The sequence below is a fragment of the Pseudomonas sp. FA-1 genome (assembly GCF_056856075.1).
Window position 1 is genome coordinate 269,156 of sequence record NZ_JBWXTH010000003.1, and the last position, 23,404, is coordinate 292,559.

Genomic DNA, 23,404 nt, shown 5'->3' on the forward strand with positions numbered 1-23,404 from the left:
TTCGTTAAGCTCGGGGCCACGGCAGGCTTGCGCCTGCCGTGGATGCACTGAGGAGAATACGGCTTGAGCACCAACATCATCACCACCGAAGGTCACGAGGCCCTGAAGAAGGAGCTCGACCACCTGTGGCGGGTCTATCGCCCCGAGATCACGCAAAAGGTCACCTGGGCAGCCTCCTTGGGTGATCGCAGCGAGAATGCCGATTACCAGTACAACAAGAAGCTGCTGCGGGAGATCGACCGCAGGGTACGCTACCTGCGCAAGCGTCTGGAAGACGTCAAGGTCGTTGCCTATTCACCGCAGCAGGAAGGCAAGGTGTTCTTCGGCGCGTGGGTTGAGATCGAGAACGACGATGGCGAGGTATTGAAGTTTCGTATCGTCGGCTACGACGAGATCCATGGCCGCAACGACTACATCTCGATCGACTCGCCCATGGCACGGGCGCTGTTGAAGAAGGAGGAAGGGGATGAGGTGGTGGTGAACACGCCTACCGGTGAAGCTACCTGGTATGTCAATCGTATCCATTATGGCCAGTAGCGGCCCCAGGATCCGGAGAGTTTCACATACCGCAAGGCTGTTGCTCCCCGGTCAGTGCTGGCAGCAAGCGCTCTGACCCGCGCTCGCCGCCGAATCGATCAGTCGCGGTACTCGCACAGGTAGGCGGTATCGACTGCCACTTTCAGTTGAAACTTGCTGTCGGCCGGCACGTTGAACTGGCTGCCTGCCTTGAACACTTCCCAGTTGTCGCTGCCTGGCAGCTTGACGGTCAGCGCACCGGAAACCACGTGCATGATCTCGCGTTTGGCGGTGCCGAACTCGTACTCGCCCGGCGCCATGACGCCCACGGTCGCCGGGCCTTCCTCGCCTGCGAAGCCGATCGACTTGACGGTGCCATCGAAGTATTCATTGACCTTGAACATGGAGCGACTCCTGAAAGAGGGATGAAAAAGGGTTGGCCAGTATGCCCAAGCCCCCACACGCCGTCATCTGAATTCACGTGCCCGTGGCCGGCAGACTCAAGGGCAGCAGCCGGGCGGTGTTGCGGGCATCCTCCAGGGCGCGGTGCTGCTGGCCGGTGAACTGCAGCCCGGCCAGTTGCAGGGCGCTGTTTAGCCCCAGCGGGCGTTGCAGGTGGCGGGCCTTGGCGAAGCGTTGCTTGAGGTTGATATGGGGCAGGGTCTGCAGCAGGCTCGTGACCTGGTGCTGTTGCCATTCCTGGCTCAGTTGCTGGCGGTCATAGTCGCCCCAGCTGACCCAGGCCTGCAGACGTTCACGATGGTGGCCCAGCCAGCGTTCGAATTGCGCCCACACGTCAGGAAAGGCCGCCGCGCCATCGACGCTGGCCTGGCTGATGTGGGTCAGGGCGCGGCAGAAGGGCGTCAGTTGCGGCCGTCGCCGGGGGCGCACGAAACGCTGGAAGTGATCGACCTCGCGACCTTCCCGGGTCACCAGGCTCGCACCGATTTCAATGATTTCCATCTCCGTGACTGGCCAGCCCCCGTCGTCGGTGGTGGCCTCCAGGTCAATCACCAGCCAATGGCCCATACCAGGGCTCCCTTCAAGACGCAGCATTTGCGTGGTCGCTAGAGCGTAGCCAATGTCCGCGCCGAGGGCATCCCCTGGCATTTTGGCATAAGCTGTTGTTGTGCCTTGGCGGGAAAACGCCTAGGTTAGTTGGATCCCGTTCGAACCGTGACGAGTGTCCTTCCCTTGATTCGCGTACCCGGCCTCAAGGCCCTGTCCTGTTTGTTGATCTCTGCTGCGTTATCGCAGGCCTCGCTCGCGCAGGCGGGCCAGGTGGTGGAGGTGAGGGTTGGCGGTGCGCATTTCCCCCCTTATACCGTGCGCCCCGAACAAGGCGCCGAAAGCGGCTTGCTGCCGCAGATGCTCAAGGCGCTCAACCAGTTGCAACAGCAGTACCATTTCGTGCTCGTGCCTACGTCCGTGCCGCGCCGCTTCGGCGATTTCCAGCAGGGGCGTACTGACATCGCCATGTTCGAGAACCCCAAGTGGGGCTGGGAGCGCTTTCCCCATCAAAGCGTGGACCTGGGCCTGGAAGATGCCGAGATCTTCGTCGCCCGCCGCCAGACCGGGCGCGACCAGCAGTACTTCGAGAACCTGCAGGGCAAGCGCCTGGCGCTGTTCAACGGCTATCACTATGCATTCGCCAACTTCAATTCCGACCCGTACTACCTGGGTGAAACCTACGATGCGATCCTGACCTACTCCCACGACAGCAACCTGTTGATGGTCGAGCGCGGGCGGGTCGATATCGCCTTGGTCACGCGCTCCTACTTCATCGATTTCTGCGCCCGCCACCCCGACATCGCCGACCAGTTCCTGGCCTCCGAACGAATCGACCAGCGTTATCGCCACTACGCCATCCTGCGTCCCGAATCGCCCATCGACGCCAAGGCATTTGCCGCGCTGATACGACGCCTGCACGACAACGGCCAGATGCTGCGTATCTTCCAGCCGTATCGCGTCAAGGTGGTGCGCCCGCCCAACGACTAAATTCCCTTGTGCAGGTCACGTCTACCGGATTGAACCCTACCGTCCTTTTCGTGAGCCGTGACCATGCCGTTCGATGCCGCTTCGCTGCCTCTTTCCTTGCCCCGCTGGCGCAGCCTCAGTGCCGATGAAGGGGATACCCGCTTGAGCCTTACACTCGAAGGCCGCCCGCTGATCCAGGTGCGCCTGGCCCCTGGCGCTACCCTGGACGTGCACTTGGAGCGACTGTGCCCGGAGCGCCCCGAACAGGCCTTGTGGGCAGCATGCTATTGGCTGCTGTCGCGCGACCCGGCCTGCCAGCGTCTGGCCTGGCACATGCCCCAAGCGGTACCTCAGGCGCTGGCCAGCGGGCTGCTGGTGCGTGGCGAGCGCCCGGGCCTGTACCTGTGCGAGCGCGGGATGTTCTGGCAATTGCCTCAGCCCTGGCTTGGCGATGCTGCGGCCGATCACTACCCCCAGCAGATGATGACCAGCGACGGCAAGCGCCACCCCAGGCGCCCGCCCAAGCCGCGTGGCGAGGTGTACCGGCGTTTCGATGCGCGCCTGGGCGCCTGGGTGTCATTGCGCACCCTGGAGATCGACCACGACCTGACCCGTTTCAACCGTTGGCAGAACGACCCACGTGTCGCGCAGTTCTGGCAGGAGGCCGGTACCCTTGAGCAGCATCGCGAATACCTGGCGAAACTTGAGGCCGACCCGCACACCCTGACCCTGGTCGGTTGCTTCGATGATGAGCCGTTCGCCTACTTCGAAGCCTACTGGGCCAAGGAAGACCGGATCGCACCGTTCTACCCGGCTGGCGACTACGACCGCGGTATCCACATGCTGGTAGGCGAGCAGGCGCATCGTGGCCCGCACAAGGTGGCCAGCTGGTTGTCGGCGCTGGTGCACTACCTGTTCCTGGACGACCCACGTACCCAGCGGGTAGTCGCCGAGCCACGTGCCGACAACGGCAGGATGATCGGTTACCTGCACGGGCAGTGCTTCCATTGCGAGAAGGAATTCGATTTCCCGCACAAGCGGGCGGCGTTGATGATTCTGGGGCGGGAGCGGTTCTTCGATCGCTGTTCGTTGGCCTGATACGTCAGTCGCTGTGGGAGATCACCCAACCCTTCGGGCTGCGTTGTCGTGCAGAGAACAAGCGGCCAATGCTGCCCCTGTGGGAGCGGCGGTGCGGCGGTCCGACTTGTCCCGCGATAGGGGCGCGCCGCGCCCCCAGGGGGTTCAGCCCTGGCGGCTGTGCTTGCGGCAATGGATCAGCGCATCGCGGATCATGAAGTTCACCAGCGTCGGCGATACGCCCAGCTCCTTGGCGATGTCCTTTTGCGGCACCCCGTGCAGGCGATACATCTCGAAGGCATAGCGGGTGCGCTGGGGCAGCTCGCCCAGGGCCTCGGCGATGTGCTCGAGGGTGGCAAGGTTGATGTGGGTGGCTTCGGGCGAGGCGTTCTGCAGGACGACATTGAGGCCTTCCTCTTCGCTGCCCGAATACTTGAGTTCCATGGCTTGCTTGCGGTAGTGGTCGATCGCCAGGTTGCGCACGATCTGGAACAGGTAGCTGAGCTGGGCCTTGAACGAGGATGTGATCTGCGGTGCGGCGCTGAGCCGGAAGAAGGCGTCCTGCACTACGTCTTCGGCCCGCGAGCGGCAGCCGGTGATGCGTGCGGCGATCTTGACCAGGATGCTGCGGTTGTCGACGAACGCCTGGAGTAGGGGTGAATCGCACTTACTTGTGGATAGTTGTTCCGCCATGGAAATCACCTTGTCTCGAAGGGAGGAGGGAGCACACCGGAGTGGGCGCTTCCTACGACGTGCGACAAGCTATTCTCAGTGATAATGATTGTCAAATGCGAAATAGAATTAATATCCGTGAGAAAATCGCCTAAGCCCCGGAGCGTGAACCGGTTCACTTTCCGCGTTCGCACATCGCGTCCACCGCGGCTTCGGCGCCGCGCGGCTGTCTAATTATTTCCCCTGCCCATCCGTCCCCTGTGTACACCCAGCTGCCGAACGCTGCCCGCCGACCGGCGTGGCACCGCCCCGGCGCGAACCACCCAGACACTGGCAGGAACCCCTCATGACGGACGCCTTCGAACTCCCGCTCTCGCTGGTCCAGGCCCTGGCGCAACGCGCCGCGCAGACCCCGGACCGGATCGCCTTGCGCTTTCTGGCCGACAATCCCGACGAGCAGGCCGTGCTCACCTATCGGGACCTGGACCTGCGCGCCCGCGTCATCGCCGCGGCCTTGCAGGCACGGGCCGGCCTTGGCGACCGGGCGGTGCTGCTGTTCCCCAGTGGCCCGGACTACGTCGCGGCGTTCTTCGGCTGCCTGTATGCCGGCGTCATCGCCGTGCCGGCCTACCCACCGGAGTCTTCGCGCCAGCATCACCAGGAACGCTTGCTGTCGATCATCGACGATGCCGAGCCACGCCTGCTGCTGACGGTGCAGGCGTTGCGCAGCAGCCTGCAGGGCCTGGCCGACGGGGCTGCGCCAGGTCTGCTGGCGGTGGATGAGTTGGACCTGGCCCTGGCTAGCCAATGGCGTGAGCCGGCATTGACCGGCGAAGACATCGCGTTCCTGCAGTACACCTCAGGCTCTACCGCGCAGCCCAAGGGCGTGGAAGTCAGCCATGGCAACCTGGTGGCCAACGAACAACTGATTCGCCACGGCTTCGGGATCGACTTGAACCCAGACGATGTCATCGTCAGCTGGTTACCGCTGTACCACGACATGGGCCTGATCGGTGGGCTTTTGCAACCCATCTTCAGCGGCGTGCCCTGCGTGCTGATGTCGCCGGGCTATTTCCTCGCCCGGCCGTTGCGGTGGTTGCAGGCGATCAGCGAATACGGCGGCACCATCAGCGGTGGCCCGGACTTCGCCTACCGCTTGTGCAGCGAGCGGGTCAGCGAGGCGGCCCTGGCCGGCCTGGACCTGAGCCGCTGGCGCGTGGCGTATTCGGGCTCCGAGCCGATCCGCCAAGACAGCCTGGACACCTTCGCCGACAGGTTCCGCCCCTGCGGTTTCGACCCGGCCAGCTTCTTCGCCAGCTACGGTCTGGCCGAGGCGACCCTGTTCGTCAGTGGCAGCCGGCGTGGCCAGGGGATCGCCGCCCTGGCGCTGGATGCCGAGGCGCTCGCCGCCAACCGCGCCGAGCCGGGGCAGGGTAGTGTGCTGATGAGCTGTGGCTACCCACAGCCCGGGCATGCCGTGCGTATCGTCGACCCGCAACGCCTTCAGGTCTTGGGCGACAACCAGGTTGGGGAGATCTGGGCAGCCGGCCCGAGCATCGCTCTGGGCTACTGGCGCAACCCCGAGGCCAGTGACCGGACGTTCGTCGAGCAGGACGGCCAGCGCTGGCTGCGTACCGGTGACCTGGGCTTCCTGCGTGCAGGCGAGGTGTTCGTCACCGGGCGCCTGAAGGACATGTTGATCGTGCGTGGGCAGAACCTCTACCCGCAGGACCTGGAAAAGACCCTGGAGCGTGAAGTCGAAGGTTTGCGCAAAGGGCGCGTGGCGGTGTTCGCGGTGGACGATCAGGGCGAGCAGGGCATCGGCGTGGCGGTGGAGGTCAGCCGCAAAGTGCAGAAGGCGACCAAGCCCCAGGACCTGATCCGTACCCTGCGCCAGGTGGCTGCCGATGCCTGCCGCCAGGCCCCGGCGGTGGTGTTGTTGCTCAACCCCGGTGCCTTGCCCAAGACCTCCAGCGGCAAGCTGCAACGCTCGGCGTGCCGCCTGCGTATGGCCGACGGCAGGCTGGACTGCTACGCGCGTTTCCCCGGCACCGAGGCGCAGGCCGCACCGGCAGCAAGCGGTGACGACCTGCAGCGGCGCATCGCCGCGATCTGGCGCGAGCGGCTCGATGTCGAATCGGTGGAGCCGGACGACCATTTCCTGCTGCTGGGCGGTAACTCCATCGCCGCCACCCAGGTGACGGCGCGCCTGGCCGATGAGCTGGGCATCGACCTGGGCGTGCGTACCCTGTTCGAGGCGCCGACGCTGGCCGCCTACAGCGATGCGGTGGCTGCCGTGCTGGCCAAGGGCGGCCCTGGCAGGCAAGCGATCACTGCCCTGGACCCTGCCCAGGCCCATCCGCAAACCCTGGCACAGAACCGTCTGTGGCTGGTCTGGCAACTGGAGCCGCAGTCCGCCGCCTACAACATCCCCGCCGGCTTGCACCTGCGCGGCGAGCTGGACGAGGCGGCATTGCAGGCCAGCTTCCAGGCATTGGTGGCGCGACACGAATCGTTGCGCACGCGTTTTTGCGAAGTGGATGGCCAGGGCCTGCAGCAGGTCATGCCTGAGGCCGTCTTCGACCTGCAGCGCATCGATCTGCAGGGGCTCGATCCCGAACAGGTGGCGGCCCGTCGCGAGGTCGAGGCCCGCCAACCCTTCGATCTCACCCAGGGGCCGCTGCTGCGGGTCACCCTGGCGCGACTGGGCGATGACGATCATCAATTGTGGGTGACGCTGCACCACATCGTGGCCGATGGCTGGTCGCTGAATATCCTGCTCGACGAGTTCGCCAGGCTGTATGCCGCCCATTGCCAAGGCCAGCAGGCCGAGCTGGCACCGTTGCCCCTGGGCCATGCCGACTATGGCCAGTGGCAACGCCAATGGCTGGCCGGCGGTGAGGCGGCGCGGCAGTTGGCCTATTGGAAGGCGCGACTGGGCGACGAATCAAAGGTGCTGGACCTGTGCCCCGACCACCCGCGTTCCGCGCAGCGCGAGCCCCGGGCGGCTCGTTTGAGTGTCAAGGTGCCGGCCAGGTTGACGGCAGCCCTGGGCAACCTGGCACAGGAACAGCACGCCAGCCTGTTCATGGTGTTGCTGGCGGCCTGGCAAGGCTTGCTGCACCGCTACACAGGCCAGGGCGATATCCGTGTGGGCGTGCCCAACGCCAACCGCCCGCGCCTGGAAACCCAAGGCATGGTCGGCTTCTTCATCAACACCCAGGTGCTGCGCGCCCAGGTCCATGGCCGCCTGCCATTCGACCAGTTGCTGGCCCAGGTACGCGATGCCACGCTGCAAGCCCAGGCCAACCAGGACCTGCCGTTCGAGCAACTGCTCGAGACATTGCCCGACGCCCGCGAGCAGGGCTTGTTCCAGGTCATGTTCAACCACCAGCAGCGGAACCTCTCGGCCCTGCGCCGCTTGCCGGGCCTGCTCGCCGAAGAGCTGCCCTGGCATAGCCGCGAAGCGAAGTTCGACCTGCAATTGCACAGCGAGCAGGACCACCAGGGGCGGCTGAGCCTGGCCTTCGACTATGCCGCCGACCTGTTCGAGGCAACCACCATCGAGCGCCTGGCCGGGCAGTTGCTGGCCTTGCTGGAGCAGGTCTGCGCCAATCCGCAGCTGGCCTTGGGCCAGATTTCATTGCTCGACGAGGCCGATCGTGCTCAGTTGCTGGCCTGGGGGCAGGCGCCGGCACCGAAGGCGCACCGCCTGCTGGTGGAGCAGCTCAATGACCAGGCACGCCTGACACCGACCCGCACCGCCCTGGCGTGGGACGGCGGCAGCCTCGACTATGCCACGCTGCACCAGCAGGCCAATCGCCTGGCCCATTACCTGCGCGACAAGGGCGTTGGCCCTGATACCTGCGTGGCCATCGCCCTGGAGCGCTCGCCACAGCTGATGGTCGGCCTGCTGGCCATCCTCAAGGCCGGCGGTGCCTACGTACCGCTGGACACCGATTACCCGGCCGAGCGCCTGGCCTACATGCTGGCCGACAGCAAGGCCGGCCTGCTGCTCAGCCACAGCGACCTGCTCCCGCGCCTGCCTCGGGTGGCTGGGGTCGGCACCCTCGCCCTGGACCAGCTGCACCTGGACAGCTGGCCGAGCCACACCCCAGGCCTGCACCTGGACGGCGACAACCTGGCCTATGTGATCTACACCTCCGGTTCCACCGGCCAACCCAAGGGCGTGGGCACTACCCATGCGGCCCTGGCCGAGCGCCTGCAATGGATGCAGGGCACCTACGCCCTGGATGACAGCGACGTCCTGATGCAAAAGGCGCCGATCAGTTTCGACGTGTCGGTGTGGGAGTGCTTCTGGCCGCTGGCCCAGGGGTGCACACTGGTGCTGGCCGGCCCCGGAGAGCATCGCGACCCCCGGCGTATCGCCGAGCTGGTGCAGGCCCATGGCGTGACCACGCTGCATTTCGTACCGCCGTTGTTGCAGGTGTTCATCCAGGAGCCACTGGTGCTTGGCTGCACCAGCCTGCGCCGGGTGTTCTCCGGCGGCGAGGCACTCTCGGCCAACCTGCGCGACCGCGTACTGCAAGTGCTGCCGCAGGTGCAGTTGCACAACCGCTACGGCCCGACCGAGACCGCGATCAATGTCACCCACTGGCATTGCCGAGCGCAGGATGGTTTGCGCTCACCCATCGGTCGCCCATTGGCCAATGTGTTGTGCCAGGTGTTGGACGCTGAGCTGGAGCTGACCGCCCCCGGCGTGCCAGGTGAGCTGTGCCTGGGCGGAGCGGGCCTGGCCCGCGGTTACCTGGGCCGCCCAGGGCTTACCGCCGAGCGCTTCGTGCCCCGGCCGGACGGTAACGGCGAGCGCCTCTACCGCAGTGGCGACCGTGCCCGCTGGCAGGTGCAGCTCGGCGCCCTGGAGTATCTCGGGCGCCTCGATCAGCAAGTGAAGGTGCGAGGCTTCCGGGTCGAGCCCGAGGAAGTCCAGGCCTGCCTGCTGGCCCATCCAGGGGTCGACCAGGCAGTGGTGCTGATCCACCAGGATGATGCCGGCGCACAACTGGTGGGCTACTACAGCGGTGTCGAACAGTCCGAGGCGCTGCTCGCCGCCCTGACGGCGCGCCTGCCGGCCTACATGGTGCCGGCGCAACTGGTGCACCTGGCCTGGATGCCCCTGGGGCCGAGTGGCAAGGTCGATCGCAAGGCGTTGCCGGCACCGGTCTGGCAGCAGCGTGCCCATGTCGAGCCGCAGGGCGCCTTGCAACAACAGGTGGCGGCGATCTGGCGTGAGGTGCTGAAGTTGCCGCGGGTAGGCATGCAGGATGACTTCTTCGCCTTGGGCGGTCACTCGCTGCTGGCCACCCAGATCGTTTCGCGCACGCGCCAGGCGCTGGATATCGAGCTGCCGCTCAAGGCCTTGTTCGAGGCCCGCGAGCTGGGCATGTTCTGCGCGGAGATCGCACGCATCCAGGCGGCCGGCGGGCACAACCGGCAAGGGGCCATCGCCCGGGTCGACCGTCGCCAGGCGGTGCCGCTGTCGTACTCGCAGCAGCGCATGTGGTTCCTCTGGCAGATGGCGCCGGACAGCCCGGCGTATAACGTCGGCGGCATGGCGCGGCTGTGCGGCGTGCTGCATGTGGATGCGTTCGAGCGCGCCTTGCAGGCGTTGATCGTGCGCCATGAAACCCTGCGTACGACCTTCCCCAGTATTGATGGCGTGCCTTGCCAGTGCGTGGCCGAGGACCGCCCGTTGTCAGTGCACTGGCATGATTTCTCGATGCTGGCCGCCGAGGTTCGCCAGCAGCGCCTGCGACAGCTGGCCGACGAGCAGGCGCACCAGCCGTTCGACCTGGAGCGCGGCCCGCTGTTGCGCGCCTGCCTGGTCAAGGCCGACGAGCGCGAGCACTACTTCGTGCTGACCCTGCACCACATCGTCACCGAAGGCTGGGCCATGGACATCTTCGCCCGCGAGCTGGGCGAGTTGTACGAAGCGTTCGTCGACGAGCGCGAATCGCCGCTGGCGCCGTTGCCGGTGCAGTACCTGGACTACAGCGTGTGGCAGCGCCAATGGCTGGAAAGCGGGGAAGGGGAACGCCAGCTGGCCTATTGGAAAGCCCGCCTGGGTGACGACCACCCGGTGCTGGCGCTGCCCTCGGACCGACCGCGCCCCGCCGTGCAGAGCCACCGCGGCGCGCTCTACCGCTTCGACCTGGACCCTGCTTTGGTCGCACGCGTGCACGCCTTCAACAGTGCGCGTGGCCTGACCCTGTTCATGACCATGACGGCGACGCTGGCCGCTGTGCTGCACCGCTACAGCGGCCAGCACGACCTGCGCATCGGCGCGCCGGTGGCCAACCGTATCCGCCCGGAAAGCGAAGGCCTGATCGGTGCCTTCCTCAACACCCAGGTGCTGCGCTGTGAGCTGGACGGGCAGATGACCGCCGCCGAATTGCTCGAGCAGGTGCGACGCACGGTGATCGAAGGCCAGTCGCATCAGGACCTGCCTTTCGAGCAACTGGTCGATGCGCTGCAGCCGCCACGCAGCAGCGCCTACAACCCGCTGTTCCAGGTGATGTGCAACGTGCAGCGCTGGGCCTTCCAGCAACGTCGAACGTTGTCGGGCATGACCGTGGATTACCTGGTCAACGATGCCAACGCCACCAAGTTCGACCTCTACCTGGAGGTCACCGACTTGGATGGGCGCCTCGGCTGCTGCCTGACCTACAGCTGCGACCTGTTCGACGAACCGCGCATCGCCCGCATGGCCGAGCACTGGCAACAGGTATTGGTCGGCCTGCTGGACGACCCGAGCCTGCGCCTGTGCGAGCTGCCGATGCTGGGTCGCGCCGAGCAGCAGGTGCTGGTCAGCCAGCTCCAGGGTGAGCAGGCATTCGAGCCCGGCCAGACCCTCCACGGGTTGTTCGCCGCCCAGACCGTGCGCACCCCGCAGGCCCGGGCGCTGACCTTCGCCGGCGAGCACCTGAGCTATGCCGAGCTGGACCAGCAGGCCAATCGCCTGGCCCGTGCCCTGCGCGAGCGCGGTGTCGGCCCGCAGGTGCGCGTAGGCCTTGCACTGGAGCGTTCGCTGGAAATGGTCGTGGGCCTGCTGGCGATCCTCAAGGCTGGGGGGGCCTATGTGCCGCTGGACCCCGAGTACCCGCTCGACCGCCTGCGCTACATGATCGAGGACAGCCGCATCGGCCTGCTGCTCGGCCAGCGTGCGCTGCTCGACGCCCTGGGCGCGTTGCCGCACGGTGTGACGCAATGGTGCCTGGAGGACGATAGCGCATCGTTGGCCGGCTACAGCGATGCGCCGCTGGACAACCTCAACCTGCCGCAACACCAGGCGTACCTGATCTACACCTCCGGCTCCACCGGCAAACCCAAGGGCGTGGTGGTCAGCCATGGCGAGATCGCCATGCACTGCCAGGCGGTGATCGCGGCGTTCGGCATGCGCAGCGACGACTGCGAGCTGCATTTCTATTCGATCAACTTCGATGCCGCCACCGAGCGCCTGCTGGCGCCATTGCTCTGCGGTGCCCGGGTGGTGCTGCGTGGCCAGGGCCAGTGGGGCGCCGAGGACATCTGCCAGTTGGTGCGCGAGCAGCAGGTGAACATCCTGGGCTTCACGCCCAGCTATGGCAGCCAGTTGGCCCAGCACCTGGCCGGGCAGGGCGAGCGCCTGCCGGTGCGCCTGGTGATCACCGGCGGCGAGGCGTTGACCGGCGAGCATCTGCAGCGCATTCGCCAAGCATTCGCGCCCCAGCAGTTCTTCAACGCCTACGGGCCGACCGAGACCGTGGTCATGCCCCTGGCTTGCCTGGCGCCCGAGCAGTTGCCCGTGGACGCCGGCAGCGTACCCATCGGCCGAGTGATCGGTGCGCGCACGGCGTTCATCCTCGATGAGAACCTGGCCGTGCTGCCCCAGGGTGGCATCGGTGAGCTGTATGTCGGTGGCGTCGGCTTGGCCCAGGGCTATCATGACCGGCCGGGGCTGTCGGCCGAGCGCTTCATCGCCGACCCGTTCAGCCGTGAGGGCGGGCGTTTGTACCGCACGGGCGACCTGGTGCGCCTGCGCACTGATGGCCTGGTGGAGTATATCGGGCGGGCCGACCAACAGGTGAAGATCCGCGGCTTCCGCATCGAGCTGGGCGAGATCGAGAGCCGCCTGCAGGAACATGCCGATGTGGCCGAGGCGGTGGTGCTGGCGCTGGACCTGCCGGGTGGCAAGCAACTGGTGGGGTACCTCGTCTGCCCACAGGCCGACGCCGACCAGGATGCCCAGGCCAGCCTGCGCGAGGCGGTCAAGGCCCATGCCCGGCAGCACCTGCCGGACTACATGGTGCCCACGCACCTGGTGCTGTTGGGCAGCCTGCCGTTGATGGGCAACGGCAAGCTCGACCGCCGCGCCTTGCCCATGCCGGACCTTGCCCTGGCACGTCAGCAGTACCAAGCCCCGGCCAACGCGTTGGAGCAGCAACTGGCGCAGGTCTGGGGCGAGGTGCTCAACCTTGCCCGCGTCGGCGTGCACGACAACTTCTTCGAGCTGGGCGGCGATTCGATCCTGTCGATCCAGGTGGTCAGCCGTGCCCGCCAGCTGGGCCTGCATTTCACCCCTCGGGACCTGTTCCAGCACCAGACCATCCAGGCCCTGGCCGCGGTGGTCAGCCGCAGCGAGCGCGCCAGCCAGGTCGAGCAGGGCCCGCGCCAGGGGCGCAGTGCCTTGACGCCGATCCAGCACTGGTTCTTCGACAGTGACGTCATCCGGCCCCAACATTGGAACCAGGCGGTGTTGCTGGGCATCCGCCAGCCGTTGCAGGCCGAGGCACTGGAGCGCGCCCTGGGGGCCTTGCTGGTACACCACGACAGCCTGCGCCTGCGCTTCACCCAGGCCGATGGCCGGTGGCAGGCCGAGTATGCCCAGCCGGCCACGCATCAGTTGCTGTGGCTCGCCACCGTGGCTGATCTGGACGACTGCCAGGCCCTGTACACCGATGTGCAACGCAGCCTCGACCTGGTCGAGGGGCCGCTGCTGCGTGCCTTGCTGGTCAGCGACGGACAGGGCGCCCAGCGCCTGTTGCTGGTGATCCATCACCTGGTGGTGGATGGCGTGTCCTGGCGCGTGCTGCTCGAAGACCTGCAGGCGCTCTACCGAGGCCAACCCCTGGCCGCCAAGACCCATACCCTGGGCGACTGGGCCGCACGCCTGGCCAGCTATGCCAGCAGCGACTCGCTGCGTGACGAGCTCGATTGGTGGCAAGGCCAGCTGGGCACCGCCCGCCGTGAGTTGCCGTGCGACCACCCGCAGGGCGGCAATCTCTATCGCCATGCACGTACCCTGACCATCAACCTGGACGTGGCGCAGACCCGTCAACTGCTGCAGCAGGCACCTGCGGCGTACCACACCCAGGTCAACGACCTGTTGCTTACCGCCCTGGCACGTACCTTGTGCCGCTGGAGCGGTGACAGCGAGGTGTTGGTGCAACTGGAGGGCCATGGCCGTGACGGGCTGTTCGAGGATATGGACCTGACCCGCAGTGTCGGCTGGTTCACCAATGCCTACCCGCTGTGCCTGAGTCCTCAGGCCGGCGACGACGACCTGGCCCGTGCCGGCTCCATCAAGGCCATCAAGGAGCAGCTGCGCCAGGTGCCGCACAAGGGGCTGGGTCATGGCGTGCTACGCTACCTGGCCGACGATGCCGGGCGAGAGGCCATGGCCGCGTTGCCCCAGGCGCGGGTCACGTTCAACTACCTGGGCCAGTTCGACCAGCAATTCGACGACGCGGCGCTGTTCCAGCCGCTGGATGCGCTAACAGGCCAGGCCCACGATCTGGATGCGCCATTGCCCAACTGGCTCGGCATCGATGGTCAGGTGTATGGCGGTGCGCTGCAATTGCGCTGGACCTTCAGCGCCGAACGCTACGAAGCGGCGACCATCGCCGCGCTGGCCGAGGCCTATCGCCAGGAATTGCTGGCCTTGGTCGGCCACTGCCTGGCCGATGGCAACGGCAGCTTCACGCCGTCGGACTTCCCGCTGGCGCAACTGACCCAGGCCCAGATCGATGCCTTGCCGGTACCGGCGGCCCGGATCGAAGACGTCTACCCGCTGACGCCGATGCAGGAAGGCCTGCTACTGCATACGCTGCTGGAGCCGGGCACCGGCATCTACTACATGCAGGACCGCTATCGCATCGACAGCGCCCTGGACCCCGAGCGCTTCGCCCAGGCCTGGCAGGCCGTGGTGGCGCGCCACGAGGCCCTGCGCGCGTCGTTCAGCTGGAATGCGGGCGAATCGATGCTGCAGATCATCCACAAGCCGGGCCATACGCCGGTCGACTACCAGGACTGGCGCGGCCTGGATGCGCCGGCACAGGAGGCGCGCCTGCAGGCCTTGCACAAGCAGGAGCGCGAGGCCGGCTTCGACCTGCTGCGTGAGGCGCCTTTCCACCTGCGCCTGGTGCGGATCGCCGATGCGCGCTACTGGTTCATGATGAGCAACCACCACATCCTCATCGATGCCTGGTGCCGCTCGTTGCTGATGAACGATTTCTTCGAGATCTACCAGGCCCTGGGCGAAGGCCGCCAGGCCCAGTTGCCGGTGCCGCCGCGCTACCGCGACTACATCGGCTGGCTGCAGCGCCAGGACCCGGACGAGGCGCGCCAGTGGTGGCAGCGCAACCTGGCCGGCTTCGAGCGTGCCACGGCCCTCCCCAGCGACCGGCCGCTGCGCCATGACCACGCCGGTGACGGCATGGTCGTCGGTGACTGCCATACCCGCCTGGACGTCCGCGATGGGGTGCGGCTGCGCGAGCTGGCCCAGGCCCATCAACTGACCGTCAACACCTTCGCCCAGGCGGCCTGGGCCCTGGTGCTGGCCAGCTACAGCGGCGAGCGCGACGTGGTCTTCGGCGTCACCGTGGCCGGGCGCCCGGTGAGCCTGCCACAGATGCAGCGCACGGTCGGGCTGTTCATCAACAGCGTCGCTTTGCGTGTGCGACTGCCCGAACCGGGCCAACGGCAAAGCGTGCGCCAGTGGCTGCAAGGCCTGCTGGCGTGCAACATGGAGCTGCGTGAGCATGAATACCTGCCGCTGGTGGCGATCCAGGACTGCAGCGAGCTGCCCAAGGGCCAGCCACTGTTCGACAGCCTGTTCGTGTTCGAGAACGCACCGGTGGAAACGGCGGTGCTGGACCATGCCCAGCACCTCAATGCCAGCTCCGATTCGGGTCGCACCCACACCAACTTCCCGTTGACCGCGGTGTGCTACCCCGCCGACGATCTGGGCCTGCACCTGTCGTTCGACCAACGCTATTTCGATTTCCCGACCGTCGAGCGCCTGCTGGCCGACTTCAAGCGCCTGCTGCTGGCACTGGTGGACGGGTTCGACGGCGAGATGGCCGAGCTGGCGCTGCTAGGCCAGCAGCAACAGCGCTTCCTGCTGGAGGACTGCAACCGTACCGAGCAGGCCTACCCGTTGGCGCAGAGCTACGTGGCGCTGTTCGAGGCACAGGTCGCGGCGCACCCGCAGCGCACGGTCGCCCGCTGCCTGGATGCCAGCTACGACTATGCCGGGCTGAACCTCGCCGCCAACCGCCTGGGCCATGCCCTGGTGGCCGCCGGCGTGGGCATCGACCAGCCGGTGGCGCTGCTGGCCGAGCGGGGCCTGGCGCTGCTGGGCATGATCATCGGCAGCTTCAAGGCAGGCGCCGGCTACCTGCCGCTGGACCCAGGCCTGCCCTCGGCGCGCCTGCAACGCATCGTCGAGCTCAGCCGCACGCCGGTACTGGTGTGCTCGGCGGCCTGTGCCGAGCAGGCCCGGCAACTGCTGGACGAGGTCGGCGGTGCGGTACGCCCGAAGCTGCTGGTCTGGGAGCAGGTGCAAGCCAGCCAGGTCGCCAGCCACAACCCGGGCATCCACAGTGCGCCGGACAACCTGGCCTACGTGATCTATACCTCCGGCTCCACCGGCCTGCCCAAAGGCGTGATGGTCGAACAGCGCGGCATGCTCAACAACCAGCTGAGCAAGGTGCCGTACCTCACGCTCGATGCGCGGGACGTGATCGCCCAGACCGCCTCCCAGAGCTTCGACATCTCGGTCTGGCAGTTCCTCGCCGCGCCGCTGTTCGGTGCCCGGGTGGAGATCGTGCCCAACAGCATCGCCCAGGATCCGCAAGGGCTGCTGACACACGTGCAGGCCACCGGCATCACGGTGCTGGAGAGCGTGCCGTCGCTGATCCAGGGCATGTTGGCCGACGAACAGCGAGACCTGGGCGACCTGCGCTGGATGCTACCGACCGGCGAAGCCATGCCGCCCGAGCTGGCGGCCCAGTGGCTGCAGCGCTATCCGGGCATCGGCCTGGTCAATGCCTACGGCCCGGCGGAATGCTCGGACGATGTGGCGTTTTTCCAGGTCGATGCGGCGTCCACCCAGGGCAGCTACCTGCCGATCGGCATGCCGACCGACAACAACCGCCTGTACCTGCTCGACGAGGCGCAGAGGCTGGTGCCGGTGGGGGCAGTGGGTGAGCTGTGCGTCGCCGGGACAGGTGTCGGTCGCGGGTATGTGGGCGACCCGGTGCGCACCGCGCTGGCGTTCGTGCCGCATCCCTACGGCGAGCCAGGCGAGCGGCTGTATCGCACCGGTGACCTGGCCAGGCGCCGCGCCGATGGTGTGCTCGAATACGTGGGCCGTATCGACCACCAGGTGAAGATCCGCGGTTATCGGATCGAGCTGGGCGAGATCGAGGCGCGCCTGCATGAGCAGGTTGAGGTCCGCGATGCGGCGGTAGGCGTGCAGGAGGGCATCAACGGCAAACACCTGGTGGGTTATTTGGTGGCGCACCCGCATGTCACGGCCGACGCCGCGCTGCTGGAACAGCTCAAGCGACGCCTGCGCGCGGAGCTTCCAGATTACATGGTGCCGCTGCATTGGGCCTGGCTCGACAGCCTGCCGCACAACGCCAACGGCAAGCTCGACCGCAAGGCCCTGCCAGCCATCGACATCGGCAGCCAGCACAGCCAGGCCTACCTGGCGCCGCGAGACGCGCTGGAGCAAACCCTGGCCGGGATCTGGGCCGACGTGCTCAAGGCCGAACGGGTTGGGGTGCGCGACAACTTCTTCGAGTTGGGCGGGCATTCATTGCTGGCCACCCAGATTGCGTCGCGGGTGCAGAAGCAGTTGCAGTTGAACGTGCCGCTGCGGGCGATGTTCGAGTGCAGTACGGTGGAAGTATTGGCCGACTACGTGCGTGGGCTGGAGGCGCGCGTGCTGGACGATGACAAGGTTGACCGGCTCAGTGACCTGATGGCGGAGCTGGAGGGGTTGTAAGCGCCTTGTCCATCCTTGTAGGAGCGGGCTTGTCCCGCGATTGGGCGGCCCTGCCATTGCGGCTGCATGGCAAGGGCTTTGCCCTTGATCGCGGGACAAGCCCGCTCCCACAAGGGGCAGCGTTGAAGCGGATGGTCAGCGCTTGCCCAGGATCTGCCCCAGCATCTCCGGCCGTGGCGCCCCTTGCTGGCTCTGCAGGCGGCCTTGCTCATCCTGGTAGAAGATCGCCGGCGTTGCCGCCAGGCCCATCTCTTCCATCAGCGCCAGGTTGCCCTCCAACTGCTTGCGCACCGCCTCGGGGATGTTCTCCAGCGGCTTGAGGGTGCTGGCCTTGCCGGCCTTCTCATGTTGCTGCAGCGCCTTGGCCGGGTCCTTGGCGGCCAGCAGCGCCGCCGACTTGCCAGGGCTGTCTTCGCGGATGATGCCGACCATGATGTGGCGCAGCTGCACCTTGCCCGACTCGACCCAAGGCCGCGCCTGCTGCCAGAACATGTTGCAGTACGGGCAGTTGGGGTCGCTGAACAGGTACACCGTGCGGGGCGCGTCGGCCTTGCCATCGGCGATCCAGGCGGTCTTTTCCATCTTTGCCCAGATGGCCTTGCTCATTGGGGCGTATACCAGTTTTTCCAGCGGTTCGGCGCTCAGGTCCTTGCCCTGTTCGTCGAACAGGCTGCCGACCAGCACATGCTTGCCGTCGGGGGTCAGGTACAGGGCGATGCCGTTGTTCTGGTAGGCGGCGGCATAGCCCTTGAGGCCATTGGGCGCATCGAAGCTGCCCTTGATCTCGGCGCCCTTGGCTTGCAGTTGCTGGATCGCCTTGGGCAGTGCCTCGGCGTGCAACGCGGGGGCAGTGAGCAGGCCAAGGGCCAGGGGCAGGAGGGCATTCAATCGCATGTCAGTTTCCTTGTGCGGCGGGGGCAGGCGCGGCGGCCTGCTCGAAAGGTTCCAGGGCGCGGTGCAGGCTGGCGCGAGACAGCTCGCCCAGGTGGCTGCCGATCAGGCGCCCGTCGGCGGTGTAGAACAGGGTGGTGGGCAAGGCCATGGAGCCGACCCGTTCGGCCAGCTGGCCGGTGCCGTCGAACAGCACGTGGGTCAGGCTCAGGCCGGTGGTGGCGAGGAAGGTGCTGACGTTTTCCGGCGTTTCGCCCTGGTTCACGAACAGGAAAGTCACGTGCGGGTAGTCATCCTGCGCTTGTTGCAGCACCGGCATCTCGCGGCGGCAGGGCGGGCACCAGGTGGCCCAGATGTTGATCACCAGCGGCGTACCACGGTAGGCGTGCAAGGCCACGGATTGCCCGGCGGCATTACGCAGGCTCAACGCCGGCAGCTCGGTGCCCTTGCTGTACAGGTGGCTGCCGAGGCTGGCCAGCCCCCAGAACAGGGCACCGCTGAACAATGCCCAGCCCAGCGGGCGGCGCAACCCAGGGTGGCGCCGGTACTGCCACAAGGCACCGGCAACGATGCCGGCCAGGCCGGCCCAGGGCAGGAAGCCGCCGTCGCGGATATCGATGATCTGCAGCGGCTCCTCGCGGAACATCGGCCAGTAGGCCATCACGAAACCGAGGCGGGCGCACACCAGCCCCAACAGGAACAGGTTGAACAACGCCGACTCGGGGTTTTCTCCACCGCGCCGGGCCACCCACCAGCCGACCACGCTGGCCACGCACAGAGCCGCGAGCAACAGCAGGTGGTTGAGGGCCATGGTCAACGGCCCCAGGGTCACGCTCAGCATCAACCTTGGCTCCTGGTCTGGGCCCAGTGTCGTTGGAACGCGTCGGCGTCCACCTCGCCGGTGATGCGCCGGGCACGGCGCTCGTCGCCTTCCGGGCCGATCCAGATCAGGCTGGGCGGGCCTGGCACCTGGTAGCGTTGCAGCAGTTCGCGGCTGGCGGGTGTATCGGCGGTGACGTCCAGGCGTACCAGGTGTACTCCGGCAAGGCCGGCCAGGACATCAGGGCGGGCGAACACCTGTTTTTCCATCACCTTGCACGACACGCACCAGTCGGCATAGTAGTCCAGCATCACCCATTGGCCACGTGCCTTGGCGGCGTCCAGCTCACGTTGCAGCGCCTGGGGCTGGCTGACGGTGACGAAGGCATCCTCGGCCTTGGTCGCTGCGCTTGGCAGGCTGCCCCCGGCGAAGGGGTGCAAGGGTTGCCAGAGGTCATCGCCACCGGCCGCCGCACCGACCAGCAGCAGGCCACCCCAGAGCGCGCCGAGCAGCGGCACCGCACGCAAGGCCGGCAGGGGCTGAAGGGCCGGCCAGGCCGCCCAGGCCAGGGCGATCAGCCAGGCGCCGCTCAGGGCCAGCAGCAACGGGGCTGGCAACAGGCTGCGCAGGGTGTACAGGGCCATGGCCAGGAAGACGAAGCCGAACAGTCCCTTGACCCGATTCATCCAGGCGCCCGGGCGCGGCAGGTAGCGGTTGCCGACGGTGACCAGCAACAGCAACGGCGCGCCCATGCCCAGGCCCAGGCTGAACAGCACCAGCGCACCTTGCAACACGTCGCCGCTCTGGGCGATGTACAGCAGCGCCCCGGCCAACGGTGCCGTCATGCAGGGCCCCATGAGCAGGCCGGACAGCGCCCCGAGCAAGGCCGCGCCATACACATTGCCACCACGGGTGCCCTGGCCGGCCCGGTCGAGGCGGTCGCGCAGGGCGGCGGGCAGTTGCAACTCGAAGGCACCGAACATCGGCAGGGCAAGGATGACGAACAAGCCCGCCAGGCTGCCCAGCAACCAGGGTTGCTGCAGCCAGGCCTGCAAGCTGGCGCCGAGCAGGGCGGCGACCACGCCGAGGGCGGCGTACACCAGGGCCATGCTCAGCACATAGACCCCGGCCAGCAGCCAGCCGCGGCGGGCGCTGGCACCATTGCCCAGCACCAGCCCGGCGAGAATCGGCAGCATCGGCAAGGAGCAGGGCGTGAAGGCCAGCAGCAGGCCCAGCCCGAAGAAGGCTGCCAGGCTCCAGGCCAGGCTGGCCTGCTGCAGGCCGCTGGCCAGGGCCTGGTCGCTGGCCTGGTCGGCTACCGGGGCGGCCTGGCCGCCGAGGTCGATGGCAGTGGTCTGCGGCGGGTAGCACAGGCCAGCGTCGGCGCAGCCCTGCCAGCCCAGGCGCAACTGGCCTTGGGCGCCTGCGGGTATCAGCAGCTCGAGCTGGTGGCGATAGACCGCACTGTCGCCGAAGAACTCGTCGTGGTGGTTCTCGGCGGCAGGCAAGGCGGGATGCTGGCCAGGTGCAAGGCCATCGAACTTCAGGCGCTTCTGGTAGAGGTAGTAGCCGTCCTTGATCTGGAAATGCAGGCGCATCTGGCCATCGGGCAGGCGGTCATGGGAGAGGACGAAGGCCTCGTTGACCGGCAGGAAGTCGGGCTTGGTCTCGAAGGGGTTGGCCTGCAGAGGCCCCGCAAGTAGGAATGTCAGGAAGAGCAGGAGGACGCGCATGTCTTCGCCTTGGCAATGCATGGAATGGCGACATGCTGGCCTGGGACGATTAACCCAAGGTTAACCCTGAGGTGGCGGGGCAGATTGGCCGAGCACAAACAGAGGATAGCCTGCAATCCTGCAGGCGCGGGCTTGCCCCAAGCTAGTACGCTTGCTCGTCGCCGAGTTCATAGGGCTGCGCTACGCGTGATGACATGATAGGTATCAGTCATTTTGAGCGCTGGGCTTTGCATCCAGCTGGCGAGTAAGTTTTCGTACTCTTGAGGGTTGACCATCCAGAAGATCCCCTCTCCGTAGCCGCACCACCTATGCTCTGCCCAGAACTGATCCTTGTTGTATGTTTAGAAGTCGGAGAAGCTGTAGGGCTCGATATTGCAAAGCTGAGATAATAGCACCAGATGTTCGATCGCTTTCAACTTTTCAAGATTCTCGAAACGAATGGGGCCGCCAAACACCAGGGCTGGAACAAAGCCGTACATCTCATCCGGGCCCAGTATGCCGAGACGATGTTTGGCGGGCTCGAACATGTCATCAAAATCATTAGAGTCTAAATCTCTAGAGGCAAAAAAGTTCTGCACCTGTCTGTCCATGTCAGTCGCCGTTATTTCATATTTAATTCCAGTGTAACGCCCAATGTGTGCTGTAACTTTCAGAGAGAATCCCGTTTTTTCGCCAAACAAATACAGGTCCCCAAAGGCTCCGCGGGCGATGAGGTGGAACTTATCGTAAGTTTCTAAGTTTGCACTCTCAAGCACGGATGCAACCACGCTCTCATACGCTTGCGGGTTCACGGTCCAAAATATACCATCACCATACCCGCACCAGCCATGCTCGGCCCAATATTCCAAAAGTTTGTCAGGAAGCGCCCCCCTGTAGCGTTCAATGGTCGATGCAGGTACCTCCTGCCTATGCATAGGCTCACCGAATTCTTCAATAAAAACGGAAAATGCTTCATCCATGCGATGATCTCCAAATAGTTCAGCACTTGTGTAGTTTTACATTTAAAAAACCGGATCCGCTCCCTGTACCTGCCATCTCTTCGGCTGCTCGTATGAGCCCACCTATCCGGCTTTTCCACTGAGGGCCAATACTCGAATTAACCTGTCTATCGCCAAAATCAGAGATAGCGTCCCGTCCACCCGCACGGAGATCAGGGTTATGCAAGGCTGCGAGCGTTGACATCGTCTCCTTGGCTTGCATTTCTGAAAGCTTTCTTGCTTCACGCGGTCCCATCGTTTTCGATAATTCCTCGTAAATCCTACCTCGTAGATGTATGTACAAATCTTCTCGTGCCTGTTTAGCAACCTTGGGATCTCGCTTGACAGGATTGGCCACATTCGCCAAAAACTCCTCAACCGTCAGCCGATTCAGCCCATCCTGCTGTCCCTTCAACTGCCGTTCAAACTCGCCATGCTTGGATGCTGGCAGTTTGTCCGCCTTGAAGCACGCCACCGTATGCAACGGCATGCTACCGGGCTTCCCTGACGAGGGCTCCTTGTCTTTTCCCGCTGGCCGATTCGGCTGAACGGTTTGTGGCTCAGCTATCGCCCCCTTGCGTCGCTCCGGCACCTGCAGGTCCGGTCGTTTCTTCAACCCCTCCTCATGCTTGAGCATCCATTGCCCCAGCTTCGTACCTTTGCGGCTGGCCGCCATTTCCTGAGCCAGCACCTGGGCATTGCCGCGCCCACGGGTGAGGTAGGAAACGATGGCGCCCAACAACAGCACGATGATTTCCACATGGCCCAGGGCAATGAAGTGCGCGGCCTGGGAAATGGCGAAAGGGTCGTCCTGGCTGAACGCGCTCAGCCCTTCCTCGCCGCGTGTACCCTCCCACGCGATGCCGATGCCGCGCAGGTAGTAATCGGCGATACGCGGCAAACCGTCGACGAAGAACTCAGCGAGCGAGGCGATGCCCAGGATGCCCAGGATCCAGCTGCTGACCTGGAAGCCGATGGCGGTGCCCGCGATGCTGCCGGGAATGGCACCGGCCCCGCCGGCGAAAGCGCCCACGCCGGCACCGATGGCTGCGCCAGTCAGCACGCTGCCGGCGACGATCATCGCCATCTGCGTGGCGACCGCTATCAGGTCGTCGAGGATGCTGTTGATGTCCAGGTCGGCGAAGCGCCGACGCAGCAGACCGGCGGCCTTCCATTCGGCCTGATGGAAGGCTGAGCGCACGCTGTCCACCCGACGTAGGTTGAGCGCCAGCGATGGCACGTGCTCGTTGAGGTAGGTGCGGAAATGGGCGCCTCCTTGATAACCCATTTCATTGATTATGCGACGTTCGATCTGCTGCCATGAGGGCACCCAATGCCACAACCCCATTCGCTGTCTCCCTGACAACCAGCTGTTCAGGGCGACATCACATCACGCATCCAGGGTGACTATTTCCGAGCTGTATGTAGGATGTTTCCGCTTTGAATTGGC

General features: G+C 65.7%; 12 protein-coding genes and 1 pseudogene. 4 read left to right on the forward strand and 9 right to left on the reverse strand.

From position 1 onward, the window contains the following. Positions 1-63: 63 nt before the first annotated feature. Positions 64-537 carry a transcription elongation factor GreB gene (greB, locus tag AC1MHZ_RS08195; RefSeq protein WP_324819073.1) on the forward strand — a complete coding sequence of 158 codons (474 nt, stop codon included), beginning with the start codon at positions 64-66 and terminating at the stop codon, positions 535-537. A 98-nt stretch (positions 538-635) separates the two neighbouring features. Here greB and ppnP read toward each other — a convergent pair whose 3' ends face one another. Beyond that, positions 636-920: a pyrimidine/purine nucleoside phosphorylase gene (ppnP, locus tag AC1MHZ_RS08200; protein WP_196145727.1), complete on the reverse strand. Its 285-nt coding sequence runs from the start codon at positions 918-920 to the stop codon at positions 636-638. A 73-nt stretch (positions 921-993) separates the two neighbouring features. Next, positions 994-1,545, reverse strand: coding sequence for a 3'-5' exonuclease (locus AC1MHZ_RS08205; protein WP_084854789.1), 552 nt, complete (start codon positions 1,543-1,545; stop codon positions 994-996). Between the two features lie 165 nt (positions 1,546-1,710). On the opposite strand from AC1MHZ_RS08205, the gene AC1MHZ_RS08210 reads away from it, so the two are divergent. Then, entirely contained in the window at positions 1,711-2,514 is an 804-nt protein-coding gene (locus tag AC1MHZ_RS08210; protein ID WP_084854788.1) for a substrate-binding periplasmic protein, read from the forward strand. Positions 2,515-2,577: 63 nt separating this feature from the next. Then, a complete protein-coding gene (locus AC1MHZ_RS08215; protein ID WP_482966240.1) occupies positions 2,578-3,591 on the forward strand; it encodes a GNAT family N-acetyltransferase in 1,014 nt (337 codons plus the stop codon). A 144-nt stretch (positions 3,592-3,735) separates the two neighbouring features. On the opposite strand, the gene AC1MHZ_RS08220 is transcribed toward AC1MHZ_RS08215, so the two are convergent. Then, entirely contained in the window at positions 3,736-4,263 is a 528-nt protein-coding gene (locus AC1MHZ_RS08220; protein WP_084854786.1) for an RNA polymerase factor sigma-70, read from the reverse strand. 325 nt (positions 4,264-4,588) lie between these two features. On the opposite strand from AC1MHZ_RS08220, the gene AC1MHZ_RS08225 reads away from it, so the two are divergent. After that, positions 4,589-17,533: a non-ribosomal peptide synthetase gene (locus tag AC1MHZ_RS08225; RefSeq protein WP_482966241.1), complete on the forward strand. Its 12,945-nt coding sequence runs from the start codon at positions 4,589-4,591 to the stop codon at positions 17,531-17,533. 135 nt (positions 17,534-17,668) lie between these two features. On the opposite strand, the gene dsbG is transcribed toward AC1MHZ_RS08225, so the two are convergent. The 6 genes and pseudogenes from dsbG to AC1MHZ_RS08255 form a co-directional block, all read right to left on the reverse strand. Then, positions 17,669-18,427: a thiol:disulfide interchange protein DsbG gene (gene dsbG / locus AC1MHZ_RS08230; RefSeq protein ID WP_084854784.1), complete on the reverse strand. Its 759-nt coding sequence runs from the start codon at positions 18,425-18,427 to the stop codon at positions 17,669-17,671. A gap of 1 nt (position 18,428) precedes the next feature. Continuing rightward, positions 18,429-19,265, reverse strand: coding sequence for a prolipoprotein diacylglyceryl transferase family protein (locus tag AC1MHZ_RS08235; protein WP_324814237.1), 837 nt, complete (start codon positions 19,263-19,265; stop codon positions 18,429-18,431). Next, entirely contained in the window at positions 19,265-20,977 is a 1,713-nt protein-coding gene (gene dsbD / locus AC1MHZ_RS08240) for a protein-disulfide reductase DsbD (RefSeq protein ID WP_324814233.1), read from the reverse strand. The genes AC1MHZ_RS08235 and dsbD overlap by 1 nt, the downstream gene beginning before the upstream one ends. Before the next feature lie 176 nt (positions 20,978-21,153). Then, positions 21,154-21,303 (reverse strand): annotated as a pseudogene (locus AC1MHZ_RS08245) (GAD-like domain-containing protein); the annotation flags it as partial. A 15-nt stretch (positions 21,304-21,318) separates the two neighbouring features. Next, on the reverse strand, positions 21,319-21,936 hold the full coding sequence (locus AC1MHZ_RS08250; RefSeq protein WP_324814230.1) for a GAD-like domain-containing protein: 618 nt from the start codon (positions 21,934-21,936) through the stop codon (positions 21,319-21,321). Between the two features lie 19 nt (positions 21,937-21,955). After that, the gene (locus tag AC1MHZ_RS08255; protein ID WP_482966242.1) at positions 21,956-23,302 is read right to left on the reverse strand and encodes a DUF6861 domain-containing protein; all 1,347 of its coding nucleotides are present in this window, start codon (positions 23,300-23,302) and stop codon (positions 21,956-21,958) included. Positions 23,303-23,404: the final 102 nt, after the last annotated feature.

Excerpts from the sequence above, each read along its gene's own strand:
- AC1MHZ_RS08235 (WP_324814237.1), bottom strand. The coding sequence starts at position 19,265 with ATGCTGAGCGTGACCCTGGGGCCGTTGACCATGGCCCTCAACCACCTG.
- AC1MHZ_RS08215 (WP_482966240.1), top strand. The coding sequence starts at position 2,578 with ATGCCGTTCGATGCCGCTTCGCTGCCTCTTTCCTTGCCCCGCTGGCGC.
- AC1MHZ_RS08220 (WP_084854786.1), bottom strand. The coding sequence starts at position 4,263 with ATGGCGGAACAACTATCCACAAGTAAGTGCGATTCACCCCTACTCCAG.
- dsbG (WP_084854784.1), bottom strand. The coding sequence starts at position 18,427 with ATGCGATTGAATGCCCTCCTGCCCCTGGCCCTTGGCCTGCTCACTGCC.
- AC1MHZ_RS08225 (WP_482966241.1), top strand. The coding sequence starts at position 4,589 with ATGACGGACGCCTTCGAACTCCCGCTCTCGCTGGTCCAGGCCCTGGCG.
- dsbD (WP_324814233.1), bottom strand. The coding sequence starts at position 20,977 with ATGCGCGTCCTCCTGCTCTTCCTGACATTCCTACTTGCGGGGCCTCTG.
- AC1MHZ_RS08250 (WP_324814230.1), bottom strand. The coding sequence starts at position 21,936 with ATGGATGAAGCATTTTCCGTTTTTATTGAAGAATTCGGTGAGCCTATG.
- AC1MHZ_RS08205 (WP_084854789.1), bottom strand. The coding sequence starts at position 1,545 with ATGGGCCATTGGCTGGTGATTGACCTGGAGGCCACCACCGACGACGGG.
- ppnP (WP_196145727.1), bottom strand. The coding sequence starts at position 920 with ATGTTCAAGGTCAATGAATACTTCGATGGCACCGTCAAGTCGATCGGC.
- AC1MHZ_RS08255 (WP_482966242.1), bottom strand. The coding sequence starts at position 23,302 with ATGGGGTTGTGGCATTGGGTGCCCTCATGGCAGCAGATCGAACGTCGC.